General features: G+C 35.2%; 12 protein-coding genes. 11 read left to right on the top strand and 1 reads right to left on the bottom strand.

Annotated features, from left to right (window positions below; genetic code table 11):
- The first annotated feature begins 20 nt into the window (after positions 1 to 20).
- Positions 21 to 749 carry a tetratricopeptide repeat protein gene (locus QUH73_RS10600; RefSeq protein WP_289530415.1) on the top strand — a complete coding sequence of 243 codons (729 nt, stop codon included), beginning with the start codon at positions 21 to 23 and terminating at the stop codon, positions 747 to 749.
- Here QUH73_RS10600 and QUH73_RS10595 read toward each other — a convergent pair whose 3' ends face one another.
- On the bottom strand, positions 750 to 1,703 hold the full coding sequence (locus QUH73_RS10595; protein ID WP_289530414.1) for a TIGR01212 family radical SAM protein: 954 nt from the start codon (positions 1,701 to 1,703) through the stop codon (positions 750 to 752).
- Positions 1,704 to 2,012: 309 nt separating this feature from the next.
- On the opposite strand from QUH73_RS10595, the gene QUH73_RS10590 reads away from it, so the two are divergent.
- From QUH73_RS10590 to QUH73_RS10545, 10 genes are all read left to right on the top strand, one after another.
- Positions 2,013 to 3,569, top strand: a complete 1,557-nt coding sequence (locus tag QUH73_RS10590) for a DUF4301 family protein (protein WP_289530413.1) — start codon at positions 2,013 to 2,015, stop codon at positions 3,567 to 3,569.
- Between the two features lie 149 nt (positions 3,570 to 3,718).
- On the top strand, positions 3,719 to 5,122 hold the full coding sequence (locus tag QUH73_RS10585) for a tetratricopeptide repeat protein (protein ID WP_289530412.1): 1,404 nt from the start codon (positions 3,719 to 3,721) through the stop codon (positions 5,120 to 5,122).
- A gap of 42 nt (positions 5,123 to 5,164) precedes the next feature.
- Positions 5,165 to 6,103 (top strand): DUF368 domain-containing protein, encoded by a 939-nt coding sequence (locus QUH73_RS10580; protein ID WP_289530411.1) that lies wholly within the window; start codon positions 5,165 to 5,167, stop codon positions 6,101 to 6,103.
- 1 nt (position 6,104) lies between these two features.
- On the top strand, positions 6,105 to 6,845 hold the full coding sequence (locus QUH73_RS10575; protein ID WP_289530410.1) for a shikimate dehydrogenase family protein: 741 nt from the start codon (positions 6,105 to 6,107) through the stop codon (positions 6,843 to 6,845).
- A gap of 251 nt (positions 6,846 to 7,096) precedes the next feature.
- Entirely contained in the window at positions 7,097 to 9,454 is a 2,358-nt protein-coding gene (locus tag QUH73_RS10570; protein ID WP_289530409.1) for a DUF2339 domain-containing protein, read from the top strand.
- A 60-nt stretch (positions 9,455 to 9,514) separates the two neighbouring features.
- Complete coding sequence (locus QUH73_RS10565; protein WP_289530408.1) at positions 9,515 to 10,756, top strand: DUF3999 family protein; 1,242 nt, start codon at positions 9,515 to 9,517, stop codon at positions 10,754 to 10,756.
- 88 nt (positions 10,757 to 10,844) lie between these two features.
- Complete coding sequence (locus QUH73_RS10560) at positions 10,845 to 11,420, top strand: helix-turn-helix domain-containing protein (RefSeq protein ID WP_289530407.1); 576 nt, start codon at positions 10,845 to 10,847, stop codon at positions 11,418 to 11,420.
- 87 nt (positions 11,421 to 11,507) lie between these two features.
- Positions 11,508 to 12,995, top strand: coding sequence for a class A beta-lactamase-related serine hydrolase (locus tag QUH73_RS10555; RefSeq protein ID WP_289530406.1), 1,488 nt, complete (start codon positions 11,508 to 11,510; stop codon positions 12,993 to 12,995).
- A gap of 23 nt (positions 12,996 to 13,018) precedes the next feature.
- Positions 13,019 to 13,519 carry a nuclear transport factor 2 family protein gene (locus tag QUH73_RS10550; protein WP_289530405.1) on the top strand — a complete coding sequence of 167 codons (501 nt, stop codon included), beginning with the start codon at positions 13,019 to 13,021 and terminating at the stop codon, positions 13,517 to 13,519.
- 479 nt (positions 13,520 to 13,998) lie between these two features.
- Positions 13,999 to 14,814 carry a helix-turn-helix domain-containing protein gene (locus tag QUH73_RS10545; RefSeq protein WP_289530404.1) on the top strand — a complete coding sequence of 272 codons (816 nt, stop codon included), beginning with the start codon at positions 13,999 to 14,001 and terminating at the stop codon, positions 14,812 to 14,814.
- Positions 14,815 to 14,875: the final 61 nt, after the last annotated feature.

Below are 14,875 nucleotides of genomic sequence, written 5' to 3'. Positions count from 1 at the left end.
ACCAACTCGAACTACTTTGCATGACTAAATTTTACTTACGAACTACTGCTGTTGTCATACTGATCATTCTCGTTTTTGTTGTCTTCGGATGTAATAAAACCCGGGAAGACAGAGCTAATGAGAATGCCATTGAATTAATGGGAAAACAGAAATATACCGAAGCAATTACAGAATTTTCCACAATTGTTAAAGGAGATAAAAACTACCTTCCGGCCTATTATAACAGAGCTATTTGTTACTCTTTTCTTAATAAAAACAGAGAAGCGGTTAATGATTTGAATTTTGTTATCTCGAAACAAAAATTCGAAGAAGAGGCCTATTTAAACAGAGCAATTCTCTTTGAAAACCAGAAGAAATATGAGTCAGCGATTAAAGACTACACTCATCTACTCACCATAAATCCCAGAAACATTCAGGCATTACATTTTCGCGGCATTTGCAAATACTACATCAAAGACTACTCCGGAGCAATAACTGACTATAATCTAGCAATAAAATACGGGCTAAACTCTTCAGGTGTTTACTATAACAAAGCGGTTGCTCTAGATTGTCTGGAACAATATACTAAGGCAATAAAATACTACGACAAGGCAATAAAAATTGACACAAAATTGGAACGGGCCTACTTTGCCCGGGGAATTGCCAAGTTGAAAAACGGCAATAAAGAAGCTGCTATCACAGACATTAAACAATCAGAAAAATTAGGTTTTAAAAAAGCGGCTAACGTGCTCAAGGAAATTACCGGTTGATTATTTAATCTCCTTAAATAGTTTTCCCTGCCAAGAGTCTCTCTCCACCAATCTCTTATCTAGTTTATTTACAAACTCGAAATTTTTGACACCCCACTTCGGAGCGATCAACCATCCTTTTGGTGCCTGATTTATAAATCGTTCCAGACTCACTCTTGGGTTGATCCTCTCAATTACATCGACAACAAAATCCAAATACTCTTCCATTTCGAACAAGTAAAACTTCTCAGGTTCCACTTCATATTCTTTGGCCATTATTGTATTATTGAGAATTTGTAACTGATGCATTTTAAGCGTATCAATCGGTAAATTTGACAACTCCACAGCATGCTCAATCATCATCTGAGGTGTATCAAACGGAAGGCCGTTCACCAAATGGGCTCCAATATGAATTCCACGACCCGAAGTTCTCATGATAGTTTTTTCCGCCTCCTGATAAGAATGCCCACGATTTATAGCTTCCAAAGCACTGTTATTCAATGATTCTACACCATACTCAATACTGATATAATTATCTTTGGCCAATTCTTCCAAATAGTTTAAAAGAGAATCAGAAACGCAGTCGGGTCGGGTACCAATAACCAAACCAACTACTTTCTCGTGAGACAAAGCCTCCTCATAAATTTGCTTTAAATGATCAAGTGATCCGTAGGTATTTGAATAAGCCTGAAAATAAGCCAGATAATACTGAGCTTTGTATTTGGTGTTAAAGAAATCAATCCCCAATCGTATTTGCTCTGTAATTGTTTTTTTTGGACTACAATAAGCTGGATTAAAACTATTGTTGTTGCAATATGTACAACCGCCTACACCTTTGCTCCCATCGCGGTTGGGACAAGTAAAGCCGGCATCTATTGATATTTTTTGAATTCGTTCCGAAAACCGTCTTTTAAATGAACTTGGAAAATCATTATATCTCTTATTGTTTCCCCACTGAAATTGCTTATCTGTCATAGCTCTTCTAATTTACCGCAAAAATACAAAAGAAATTGATTCCAGTAAATTGATTGATATTAATTGGAATTCATCAAGATAAATTGCCAGCTGAAAAATCTAACAGAAGACAAAGTTAAAATACAGTTGTATAGGTTTTTTACAAATATTACTATAATATTGAAACAGTAAATCTCCCACTATATTTGTATTTTTACATGCAAAACTGCAAAGCATTGCATAAGTATTTTTTTTATTTAATAGAATGAGCGTTTCATTTATTGAAAGTATTCTTTATATTGCCTTTGACACTTTATTAAAACTTTAAACATGTTTTCAAAACAAGACCAATCTCAATTCAAGGCCAAAGCCATTGATATTAAAACCATTGAAGAACAACTAAATAACTTCAAGACTGGTTTTCCTAAAATGAAATTGAAGAAGCCTGCCACAATTGATGACGGAATAATGCAAATTGGTGATGATGAACAGGATATTTATCAAGAAGTATTTACAGCACATGCCAAAAGCCTTTCATTGCTAAAATTTGTTCCTGCTTCGGGCGCAGCTACAAGAATGTTTAAATCGCTATACGATTTTTTGAACACTTATCAGGACACAGAAGACGAATACCTAAAATTCCTTTGTACCAAAGGACCGGAGACCATGTTTAACTTCTTCGATAGAATTGAAGATTTTGCTTTCTATGGCGATCTTCGAAATATCGTTTCGGAAAACAATATGGATTTGGAAAAGATGATTGATAAAAATCAATTCAAACAAATCCTGGCCATGCTCCTAACACGAAAAGGGCTTAATTATGCCAGTCTTCCTAAGGGGCTTCTGAAATTCCACAGATACAAACATTTCTCCAGAACTGCTTTCGAGGAACATTTGGTTGAGACTCTAAATTACGCTAAAAACTCCAAAGGAGATGCCAAAATTCATCTTACGGTATCGGAAGATCACAAAGAACTATTTGTAGATCGTTTGGACAAAACCAAGGAAACTTTTGAAGAAAAATATAACGGCAAACTAAATGTAACTTACTCGGTTCAAAAATCATCAACCGACACCATTGCCGTTGATACAGACAATGAGCCATTCCGAAACGAAGATGGTACGATTTTATTCCGTCCGGGTGGACATGGTGCTTTGATTGAGAACTTAAATGAGCTGAATGCTGATATTGTTTTCATTAAAAACATTGATAATGTTGTTCCTGATCGTTTAAAGGAAATTACTTATAAATTCAAAAAAGTTTTAGCAGGCATTCTACTGGAACGCCAATCATTTATTTTTGACTATCTGAAACGTCTTGAAGAAGACAAAGACATTTCGCAAAATACTCTTGATGAAATGCTTGCCTTTTTAGAAGATAAACTTTGTACAAAAGCACCTGCAAGTCTCAAAATTGAAGATCCTGAAAAACTGAAGAAATACCTGTTTTCCAAATTCAACCGTCCTATTCGTGTCTGTGGTATGGTTAAGAATGAGGGTGAACCTGGTGGCGGACCTTTCTGGTCAAGAAATTCAGATGGGTCTGTATCTCTTCAAATTGTTGAAGGATCGCAAATTGACAAACAAGACGTTCGACAAACAAATATTTTTGAACGTTCTACGCACTTTAACCCGGTAGATTTGATTTGCGGTATTAAAGACTATAAAGGAAATAAATTTGATCTTCCTTTGTTTGTTGATAAGCAAACTGGTTTCATCTCTCAAAAATCACACAATGGCAGTGATCTGAAAGCAATGGAATTACCTGGTTTGTGGAATGGTGCCATGTCTGATTGGAATTCCGTATTTGTGGAAGTCCCAATTGCCACTTTTAATCCTGTGAAAACAGTATTTGACTTACTTAGAATTGAACATCGCAATTTATAATTAACAACGGCCTCCTTGCAAGAGGCCGTTTGTTTTGGGTAATATCCCGTAAAACAGAAATACGGATTAGATTTTGTTAATATCTTACATCTTGAATATTTTAAAATTAATCCTATTTTTGCAATGCAATAATCATTTTAATTTGATAGATGATAGAGAATACAGAAAACTATCTTGATGATGATGCGCTTACTTTGGTAGGCCGGTTCGAAGAAATGATTAAAGCTGAAACGCTTTACTATTTCGATGTTCATGAATTTGAAAGCATCATTGATCACTATATTGAGAAGGGCAATCTGTTGGAAGCTGTAAAAGTTTCTAACATTGCTAATAGACAGCACCCCGGTGCTATTTCTCTCCAAATTAAAAAAGCTCAGATTTTAGTTGATCGGGAACAGCATCTCGAAGCACTTTCCATTTTAAAGAATATACAGAGTATTGAATCTTCGAACAAGGAGATCCTTTTACTTAAGGGAAATATATACAACCAATTAGGTAAATATGAGCTTGCAAAAAAACAATTTAATAAAGCTCTGCAGGTCAGTTACGAGAATCGTGAAGATTTACTTTTCAGAATTGCACTTGCTTTCGAACAACTAAATCAGTTCGACCTGGCTATAGAATATCTGGAAGAAGCACTGGAATTAGACGAAGAAGATTCGGAAGTTCTTTTTGAATTGGGCTATTGTTATGAAAAAATGGGTGAAGACAATCAAAGCATCGTGGCTTATGAGCAATTTTTGGAGCTAAACCCTTTCTCAGACAACGCCTGGTACAATCTGGGAATTATTTTTAACCGAATGGGAAATTTCCCTAAAGCTGTTGAAGCCTACGAATTCACATTGGCGGTAAATGACCAACATGGCAAAGCCTATTATAACAAAGCCAATGCCTTGGCTAATCAGGGACTTTTCGAAGAAGCAATAAAATGCTACACCGAATATCTGGAGTTTGATGATGACCACGCTTCAACCTATTCGTATATTGGTGAATGTTTTGAGAAAATGGACGAATACGAACAAGCATTAATCAATTACGAAACAGCCATTAAAACGGATGAGAATTTAGCGGATCCCTGGTTTGGAATGGGACTAATTCTCATGTATCAGGATAAAATTGATGAGTGTTTGGTTTATCTTGAAAAAGCTAAAAATCTGGATGATACAAATTCAGACTATTGGTTTGCCTTGGGATCAGCTTACGCCAGAGCCAATTCGCCGCAAAAAGCAGTTCAGGCATTCAGAGAGGCTATTGATCTGGATCCTTTCGATACCACTTATCCAATAACTCTTGCTGAATATTATCATCAAAATGAAAATGAAGAAACAGCTATTGATGTATTGCTGGAAAGTCTTGCCCAAACCCCAAACTGTCCTCAATTACTAAGTAATTTAGCTGCCTATTATGCAATTACAGGTGATATCAAGTCCTCGGAACATTATATCAGACAAGCAATCGATATCGATTCTGAAAATATTAATGACATCTTTATTCAATTTCCTGAATTGAAGAAGAATAAAAACTTCACCAAACTAATCAAAGCAAATCAATAATTGCATTTGAATCCGGTAAAGTAACCACAACAAAATTATACTATGCCCAGAAAAATGAAAGACTACCTTCTTATTGCCTTTAAAGGAATGGGAATGGGAGCTGCAGATGTTGTCCCAGGAGTTTCCGGTGGCACAATAGCATTTATTACCGGTATTTACGAAGAATTAATTAACAGCATAAAATCCATTAACGGAAATGCAGTAAAACTTCTCTTTCAATTCAAATTCAAAGAATTCTGGCAGGCAATTAACGGAAACTTTCTATTGGCATTGATCTTCGGAATTTTCCTAAGCTTTTTGTCATTGGCTAAGCTGATTAAATATTTTCTCGCAGAACAGCCTATTTTAATCTGGTCTTTCTTCTTTGGGTTGATTGTTGCATCTGCAATTGTTATTGCCCGTAAAATAACGGAGTGGAAACTACGCACGATTATAGCAATGCTTATTGGCATCGGAATTGCCTACATGGTAACTGTTGTTACTCCGGCAGAAACCCCCACCTCCTACTGGTTTCTTTTTCTTTCGGGAGCATTGGCAATTTGTGCGATGATTTTACCTGGAATATCAGGCGCCTTTATATTGCTCCTTTTGGGAAAATATGAATACATCCTAAATGCCATCAGTTCTTTTAAATTGGATGTTGTTGCAGTGGTTGGTGCAGGAGCTGTGATAGGCCTCTTAAGTTTCTCAAATCTGCTAAGCTGGTTACTGAAAAAATACCACAACATGACTATCGGTTTGCTTTCCGGATTCATGATCGGATCTTTAAATAAAGTTTGGCCTTGGAAAAACACAATCTCCACCTTTATTGACCGGCACGGAGTTGAAAAACCATTGCTGCAGGAAAATATTCTGCCAAATACATTCGCAAATATTCTTGGACAAGATTCACAATTGATATTTGCAATTCTTTTGGCCATTGCCGGATTTCTATTAATTTGGATGATGGAAAAATTTTCTCCGGAATCAAAAACAGAATAATATGGATACATTCGGAATTCTTGGTTTCCCTTTGGGACATTCTTTTTCAAAAAAATACTTTACGGATAAATTTACGGAAGAAAACATCGATGCTTCTTTTTTAAATTTCGAAATTTCCAATATTCAAGATTTTCCTACTATATTGGAACAACATTCCGATTTAAAAGGATTCTGTGTTACCATTCCTTACAAACAGGATGTAATTCAATTCCTTGATGATATTGATCCTTTGGCAGAAAGAATTGGTGCCGTTAATTCTGTTCGGATTATCCGTAAAAACGAAAAGGTTAAATTAGTAGGATACAATACAGATATTCATGGTTTTACTGAATCACTGCATATTTTTCTCGATGGCACAAAACCAAAAGCCTTGATTTTAGGTACCGGTGGCGTTTCAAAAGCTGTAGCTACAGGACTGGAAGAAATGGGAATTGAATATCAATTTGTATCCAGAACAGCTTCGGATAAATGCATCAACTACGAGATGCTTTCTTCTGAGATTATCAGCAATTACCATTTGATCGTAAACTGCACTCCTTTGGGCACCTTCCCTAAAGATAATACCTGTCCGGATATCCCCTACGAACTTATCACCGAAGATCATTTTCTGTACGATGTAGTATACAACCCTGCAGAGACTCTTTTCATGAAAAAAGGAGCAGAACAAGGAGCAAAAACTCACAACGGATTAAAAATGCTTCACCTGCAGGCAGAAAGAAACTGGGAGATTTGGAATAGATAATTCAATGAATCTATCATTTCATTCCTTGGTATTGTAAATTCACAATACAATTCGTCATAATATTATTTGATCAAATGTAGGGTTTGTGTTGCAACTGCATTAAAACATACATTTTGTTTATGTAGAATGCTTTTCATAAATTCACGAGCTAAAGTAAACAATTCCTTAATCAGGAAAACTAAAGATTTCCAATTTTGGATATTTACAATTCAACAAGGAATTATATTTGCAATACTTAGTAAGTAGATCATATGTCAGACAATAAAGACAAAATAAATCAGCTTTTCGAGATACAAGAAAAGCTTCATGAAAAACAAGAGGCGCTATCGAATGAGATTAGTGAATTACGACATGAAATAATTCGTCTTAAGAACAGCGAAACCAAACCTCTTGCTGATAAAAAAGAGACGCAGATTTTGAATGAAGATCTTCTTAATGATCTGAAAAAAATAGCATCTCCAACAGAGCAGGAAAAACCCAAAATTGAAACCGCAAAAACAACTATCACTCCTCCTGCAACCAATAAACCTCCAAAATCGAAGTCCGATCTCGAGAAATTTATTGGTGAAAATCTGATTAATAAAATTGGGATTGCCATTACTATTATTGGTGTGGCGATAGGTGCCAAGTACTCCATCGACAATGATCTTATCAGCCCTTTAACCAGAATAATTCTGGCTTATTTAACGGGAATTGGATTGTTGGGTTTTGGAATAAAACTGAAAGCGAAATATGAAAATTACAGCGCAGTTCTGGTTAGTGGAGCCATAGCAATTCTATATTTCATTACCTATATGGCCTACAGTCTGTACGATCTGTTTCCGCAGGCATTTGCTTTTATTCTGATGTTGATTTTCACCGTATTCACAGTTGTTGCTGCGATCAATTACAACAAACAGGTAATTGCTCATATTGGTTTGGTGGGTGCATACGCAGTTCCCTTCCTGCTAAGCGACGGCTCAGGAAAAGTAGCTGTACTTTTTACTTACATGACCATTATTAACATTGGCATTCTTTTTATTGCGTTCAAGAAATACTGGAAAGCATTACAATATTCCTCCTTTTGCCTTACTTGGTTAATCTTTTTCTCATGGTTCATGGGAAAATACGAAACCAGTGAACACTTTGTACTGGGAAGCAGCTTTCTTATCGTATTTTTCGCGATCTTTTATTTACTCTTCCTTGCCTACAAATTGGTTCGAAAAGAGAAATTCAACAAAGGCAATTCTCTGCTTCTCGTATCCAACTCCCTTATCTTTTTTGGTCTGGGATATTCTATATTATCTCTTCACGAAACAGGACAACATTTATTAGGATTATTTACCCTTATCAATGCTGTTATTCACAGTATTGTCAGTGTAATTATCTACAAACAAAAGCTTGCCGACAAGAATATTTTCTATCTGATATCAGGTCTGGTTTTACTATTTATCACAATTGCCTTCCCTATTCAACTGGATGGAAACTGGGTAACTTTGCTGTGGGCCAGTGAAGCGGCGCTGCTCTTTTGGATTGGCCGAACTAAAAAAGTTTCCATTTACGAAGCAATGTCTTACCCTTTAATGATACTTGCCTTCTGTAGTATTTTGCAGGATTGGACCACCATGTATAACACCTACCTTGTGGATGATCCTGAAACCAAAATCGCACTTTTTTTGAATGTTAATTTTTTAAGTTCATTACTATTCATTTTTTCTTTTGGACTCATCAACAAATTGAACAGCAATATCAAATATCCGACTTTATTAGGCTCATGGCTGAAAATCACAAAACTATTGTCTTATGCCATTCCTGTTATTCTCGTGTTTACAGTTTACTATTCAATCCGATTGGAAATTGGCAATTACTGGAATCAACTAATTAAGGAATCGGCACTAAGCATTCAGGCAACCGGAGAGGAATATGCCAGCTACTATAACAACTACGATTTAAAAGAATTTAAAACGATCTGGATCATCAATTATTCCTTACTGTTTTTTTCAATTCTTTCTTTTGTGAATATCAGGAAATTAAAAAACAAAAATTTAGCTTATGCCGGTATTGGATTAACAACAATAACTTTGGTCGCATTTTTAACCCAAGGATTGTACTCCTTAAGTGAATTAAGAGAAAGTTATCTTACTCAAAGTTTATCTGAATATTATCACCGGGGAACATTCAATATCATTATCAGATACATCTCATTAGCCTTTGCCGCAATTGCACTGGCAGGTATATATCTTCATGTAAAGGAAGAATTGAATACAAAAAAGTACAGAATAGCATTCGAATACCTGCTTAGCACCTCCATTCTATGGATATTTAGCAGCGAACTGCTTAATTGGACGGACATAAGCGGATCAACTCAATCCTATAAACTTGGATTAAGCATACTTTGGGGTTCGTATTCCCTACTCCTGATTGCTTACGGCATCTGGAAAAACAAGAAACATCTGCGGATTGGTGCTATCGGATTGTTTGCACTTACATTGGTAAAGCTCTTCTTTTACGACATCTCGCAATTGAGTACAATCGCAAAAACCATCGCATTTGTTTTATTGGGAATACTTCTTTTGATTATTTCGTTCCTGTACAACAAATACAAGAGCAATATGACTGAGGAAGAATAAATTTAACACATCACTATATATTGGCTGGCTTCGGCGAGCCATACTATAAAACCAATTCTCATGAAAAACAAGGCCTGTTTCATACTATTGCTTTTTGCATTCTCCAATTCCTTTGGTCAGCAGAATAATTTCAACTACAAAAGAGAAATTATTGGGATCACAGATCAATGGCACAAACTGGAATTACCAAATGAAATTTTCGGGAAGGTTTCCCCAAACCTGAGCGATATCAGAATCATTGGCATCTCTGAGCAAAATGACACACTTGAAGCACCGTACATTATACATTCCACCGAAGATCAAATAAAAAATATAAATGTTGACTTTAAATTATTGAATCAATCGAGGGATAAAAACGGCTATTACTTCACCTTTAAAGTTCCTACCTCAAATTCAATAAATCAAATTCAGTTAAATTTCGAACAGGAAAATTTCGATTGGAAAACAACTCTTGAAGGAAGTCAGGATCAACAAAATTGGTATACTCTTGTTGAGGATTACAGAATACTATCCATTAACAATGCACACACCAATTATCAGTTTTCGAAACTTAATTTTCCAAATGCCAATTATGCTTTTTACAGAATAGGAATCAAAAGCGGAGAAAAACCTAAACTAGAAAGTGCGGCATTATCTCTTAAAGAGATTGTAAAAGGAAAGTCGCGCAATTACAAAATAAAGAAAACCAGCACCTTTGAAAATAAAAAGCTTCAACAGACTGAGGTGGAAATTGATCTGGAATCACCCGTTTTGATAAACGATCTTAAAATCAATATCCGCGAATCATTCGATTATTACAGACCGGTTCACATTCAGTATGTAACGGATAGTACCAAAACTGAACTGGGATGGAAATACAACTATCAAACCCTTGCTTCGGGCACGCTCAACTCCATCGAAAAAAATGAGTTCAAATTCAGCAATACCATTGCTCAGCACGTAAAAATCATCATCCGGAATTCGGACAATGAGGCGCTTACCATTAGTAATATTGAAATAGGAGGCTCCATTTATGAGTTACTGGTTCGATTTTCGAAACCTGCCAAATATTTCCTGAATTATGGGAACAGCTATGCACGAAAACCAAATTATGACATCTCCCGATTTTCAGACAACATCCCTAAATCGATCACACCACTTGCCCTTGGCGATGAAGAAATAATTACAAAATCAGAATCACCTAAAGCGGAACCACTTTTTGCCGATGAAAAATGGCTATGGGCGGTTATGGCTCTAATCATACTAATTCTGGGAGGTTTCACTCTAAAAATGATGAAAAAAACGGACGAAAGAGAAGTTTAAATTTCACATGACAGCTTACTAATAGAAGAAATTACAATTGAACGGAAAGAAAACCACCGTACACGCGAAACGTTTTTAAAACAACAGAATGTCCAAACTTAAAAGTATAAGAGAACAGCAAAATCTTACTCAAGAAGAATTATCGAAGAAATCCGGTATTTCAGTAAGGACAATTCAGAGAATTGAAGCAGGAACAGATCCAAAAGGATACACGCTTCGAGTTTTGGGAGAAGCATTAGGCGTCCAGGAAAAAGAATTGCGAAGCAAACAACCCGAAATTGAAAATAAAGACGATAGTAACGAAAAAACAACACCAAAAGAAGAAGACCATTTATTAAATTACTCATCAATAAAGCTAGTCAACCTTTCTTCCTTGCCATTCATAATTCTTCCTCCTTTAAATATTCTTATTCCGCTTATATTAATATTTGCAATGAAATTGAAGAACCCCATAACAAAACAAATTATATCATTACAAATAATGTGGACAATCATAGCCCCCATTGTGTTTATGTTAGGTATTTTCACAAAATCCGGACATAGCTTTACTTTAATACTTATGATACTTTTGATTCTTTCAAATGTTTATTTCGTTCTTAGAAATGCAATTGAAATAGACAAAAGAAAAAAGCTGTATTACAGCCTGCATTTCAATATGATATAAAATTGTCGGGTTTTTGACAGGTCATTGTCGGGGAGATTTTAATGGCAGAATAAATTTGCTTTTGATCTTTGTGATAAAAAAACAGACATGGCAAAATATATTTTATTAAGCTTCATTTTTACGATCACTTTCATTGTAAAAACACAGGCACAGGTTGCTAAAAATTCAGACCTATACAAAATCATCCTCTCAAAGGACAGTTTACTTTTTAATGTAGGCTTCAACACTTGCGACATTTCACAGTTTGAAAACCTGCTAAGTGAAAAGTTTGAATTCTTCCACGACAAAGACGGGATTTCAGATAAAAAGAAATTTCTCAATGATTTACAAAATGGATTGTGTGGAAATCCATCCAACTATCAGGCAAGAAGAGAACTCTTGCCCAAAAGCACTGAAATTTATGCTCTTTACAACAAAGGAAATCTTTATGGCGCAATTCAAGGGGGAGTTCATCAGTTCTTTGAAAAGCAATTAAATAAACCTGAGAAATTTGGGAGTTCAGCTAAGTTCACTCACGTTTGGTTTATAGAAAATGGCGAATGGAAACTCACAAAATCGTTGAGTTACGAACATCAAGTTAAACAGCTTTCTTCTTCAAAATCAATTTTTGATAATGACGAAGAAATTGAAAAATGTTTAGCGGAAAACAAAGTTCCTACCCTGGGGATCGGCGTAATTAAAGACGGAAAACTTCAACAGGTAAAAGTGTTTGGAGAACTCAAAAAAGGAACAACTGCACCATACAATACTATATTTAATGTGGCTTCACTGACCAAACCTATAACTGCAATGGTTACTTTAAAGTTAGTGAGTTTAGGCAAGTGGAATTTAGATGAACCGATTCATACATATTGGACTGACCCAGATGTTTCAAAAGACCCAAATAGCAAATTGCTTACTACCAGACATATTTTAAGCCACCAAACCGGTTTTACCAATTGGCGTGGAAATAACAAGGACGGAAAATTACATTTTGAATTTACACCTGGAACGAAATATCAATATTCAGGAGAAGGTTTTGAATATTTGAGAAAAGCGCTGGAAGCAAAATTCCATAAATCACTTAACCAATTAACAAGCGAATTAATTTTCGCCCCTTTACAAATGACCGACACCAAATATTTTTGGGACAATAAAACAGACAGTTTAAGATTTGCAACAGGTTATAACAATAAAGGAATTGCTTATGAAACAGAAAAAAATAAAACTGCAAATGGTGCAGACAATTTATTGACAACCATTGAAGATTATGGAAAGTTTTTGACCAGTGTAATGAATAGCGAAGGATTGACCCAAAAAGTTTTTGACGATATGACTACAAATCAAGTCGAAACCAAAAACGGCAAGCATTTTGGTTTGGGTTTTGAAATATATGATTTAGGAAATGGAGAATATGCTTTGTCTCACGGAGGTGCAGACAATGGCGTTCAAACTATTGTGTTTATCTTCCCTAAAACAAAACAAGGTCTTTTAATTTTTACAAATGTGGATGATGGCTATAAAATTTATGAAAAACTTTTAACTCACTATTTAGGTGAAACCGGACAAAAAATAATTGATATCGAAACAAAATAAAACTATAACAAACATAAAAAATAATGAAATACTCTAAGTCTATAATTATACCGCTGTTAACACTTATCACTCTGTTGGCAAGTTGTGGTACAACAAAAAACACAATGTATCGTTTGACAAAAAATTATAAGCCAGACAACCAACAACTATACGACACTATAGTTAAATTAGACAGTATATTTTTTGAGGCTTATAACACTTGCAATTTGAATCTTGACAAGTACGGTACTTTCTTTTCAGAAAATATTGAATTTTATCACGACCAAGGAGGAGTAATGACATCAAAACAAGACATAATTTCTGCAACTCAAAAAAATATTTGTGGAAAGGTAACAAGAGAATTAGTTAAAGGAAGCATAGAAGTTTATCCTATTAAAGACTTTGGAGCAATTGAAATAGGTTTGCAAAAATTTCATAATAATCAAGAACCAATTGGGACACCTTCAAAAGTTGGACGATTTTTAATTGTATGGGAAAACAAAAACAATGAATGGAAAATAAAGCGGGTTGTAAGCTTGCATTAGGTTTGGAAATGGAGAATATACTTTATCTCACGGAGATGCTGACAAAGGTTGTCAAACAAAACAGCACAGCACCCCGACATTCAAAAATTTATTGGCTCCTACAAATGAAGAGGACGATAAGGACAAAAATAATAATTCGTAATTATTAATTCTCACACAACGCATTTCCCGAAGCTCGATCCACCAATGCAAACAATTGATCAACCTGATCTTTCTGCCGGGAAACTTTCTGTCCTTCCGCCTTTACAAATTTGCTGAGCATGCTGTTGCCCCTTCTCTCCTTTTGGGATTTCAACAAACAACAAGCTCCTTCCCTAGCTGTTCATACAAAACACAACGGCTTACTCATTTTTTTTCTGAGAGCAAACTTTACTGCGGGTGTTATTTGTTAATCTGCTTGCTTTTCATAACTTCGTAAACGCTTTTGATTTACCCTTGCAGAGAATCAATATCTTCCCTAAAAAATTACTTTTAACAAAATGAAAGCCTTTCCAAAAGAAAAAATTTTAAAGAACGAAAACCTATTGTTCGCGAAATGGAAAACGAATACTGTTTCAACAAAACAAACAATTTTAATGCAGGAAAATGCATTCGTTTTTATTCTGAAAGGCAAAAAACTTATCATCCAAAACAACAATACGATCGAAGTCGATCAGCATCAATTATTGTTATTGAAAAAAGGCATTCATGAAATGACCGAATACATTCCTAAAAACGGAGAATTCGAGGCATTGGTCATTTATTTTAAGAACACTTTTATTAAATATCCCAAGGATATTTCGCTGGGGAAACATCCACAAATGCCCTTTGTGATCCTCAACAGGGATAAAATGATTGATGACTACATATTGCATTATCTTTCTTACATCAATGAAAATGAAAACAACTCTGCTTTAATGGAGCTAAAAATAAACGAATTGGTTATTCTACTTACCGAAAGATCAGTACAGGCAAAAGTTTTTTTCAACTCGCTATCGAACAATTACAACGATCTGAAACTGTTGATGGAAAAAACCTTCAAAAAAAAATATACGGTAGAGCAATTAGCAAGATTATCAAATAGAAGTGTTTCCAAATTCAAACGGGATTTCATGCTCTTATTCAAAAACACGCCCGCCAAATGGATGCTGCAAAAAAAACTGGATTGTGCCCGATTTCAACTTGTCAATTCAGACAAATACATATCAGATATTGCTTTTAACTGTGGCTTTGAAAGTGTTTCTCACTTCAACAAAGCTTTTAAGAAAAACTATAACATCACCCCTGCAGCCTTCAGAAAATTCAATATGGACTAAATGGACAATCAATAGAACTTACTGAACAATCCGGCTTTACACGTGAATACTACATTTGTCC

Source organism: Labilibaculum sp. K2S, assembly GCF_030372765.1.
Taxonomy (GTDB): domain Bacteria; phylum Bacteroidota; class Bacteroidia; order Bacteroidales; family Marinifilaceae; genus Labilibaculum.
This window is presented reverse-complemented; position numbering and strand designations above follow the sequence as displayed.

Excerpts from the sequence above, each read along its gene's own strand:
- QUH73_RS10600 (WP_289530415.1), top strand. The coding sequence starts at position 21 with ATGACTAAATTTTACTTACGAACTACTGCTGTTGTCATACTGATCATT.
- QUH73_RS10595 (WP_289530414.1), bottom strand. The coding sequence starts at position 1,703 with ATGACAGATAAGCAATTTCAGTGGGGAAACAATAAGAGATATAATGAT.
- QUH73_RS10590 (WP_289530413.1), top strand. The coding sequence starts at position 2,013 with ATGTTTTCAAAACAAGACCAATCTCAATTCAAGGCCAAAGCCATTGAT.
- QUH73_RS10585 (WP_289530412.1), top strand. The coding sequence starts at position 3,719 with ATGATAGAGAATACAGAAAACTATCTTGATGATGATGCGCTTACTTTG.
- QUH73_RS10580 (WP_289530411.1), top strand. The coding sequence starts at position 5,165 with ATGCCCAGAAAAATGAAAGACTACCTTCTTATTGCCTTTAAAGGAATG.
- QUH73_RS10575 (WP_289530410.1), top strand. The coding sequence starts at position 6,105 with ATGGATACATTCGGAATTCTTGGTTTCCCTTTGGGACATTCTTTTTCA.
- QUH73_RS10570 (WP_289530409.1), top strand. The coding sequence starts at position 7,097 with ATGTCAGACAATAAAGACAAAATAAATCAGCTTTTCGAGATACAAGAA.
- QUH73_RS10565 (WP_289530408.1), top strand. The coding sequence starts at position 9,515 with ATGAAAAACAAGGCCTGTTTCATACTATTGCTTTTTGCATTCTCCAAT.
- QUH73_RS10560 (WP_289530407.1), top strand. The coding sequence starts at position 10,845 with ATGTCCAAACTTAAAAGTATAAGAGAACAGCAAAATCTTACTCAAGAA.
- QUH73_RS10555 (WP_289530406.1), top strand. The coding sequence starts at position 11,508 with ATGGCAAAATATATTTTATTAAGCTTCATTTTTACGATCACTTTCATT.
- QUH73_RS10550 (WP_289530405.1), top strand. The coding sequence starts at position 13,019 with ATGAAATACTCTAAGTCTATAATTATACCGCTGTTAACACTTATCACT.
- QUH73_RS10545 (WP_289530404.1), top strand. The coding sequence starts at position 13,999 with ATGAAAGCCTTTCCAAAAGAAAAAATTTTAAAGAACGAAAACCTATTG.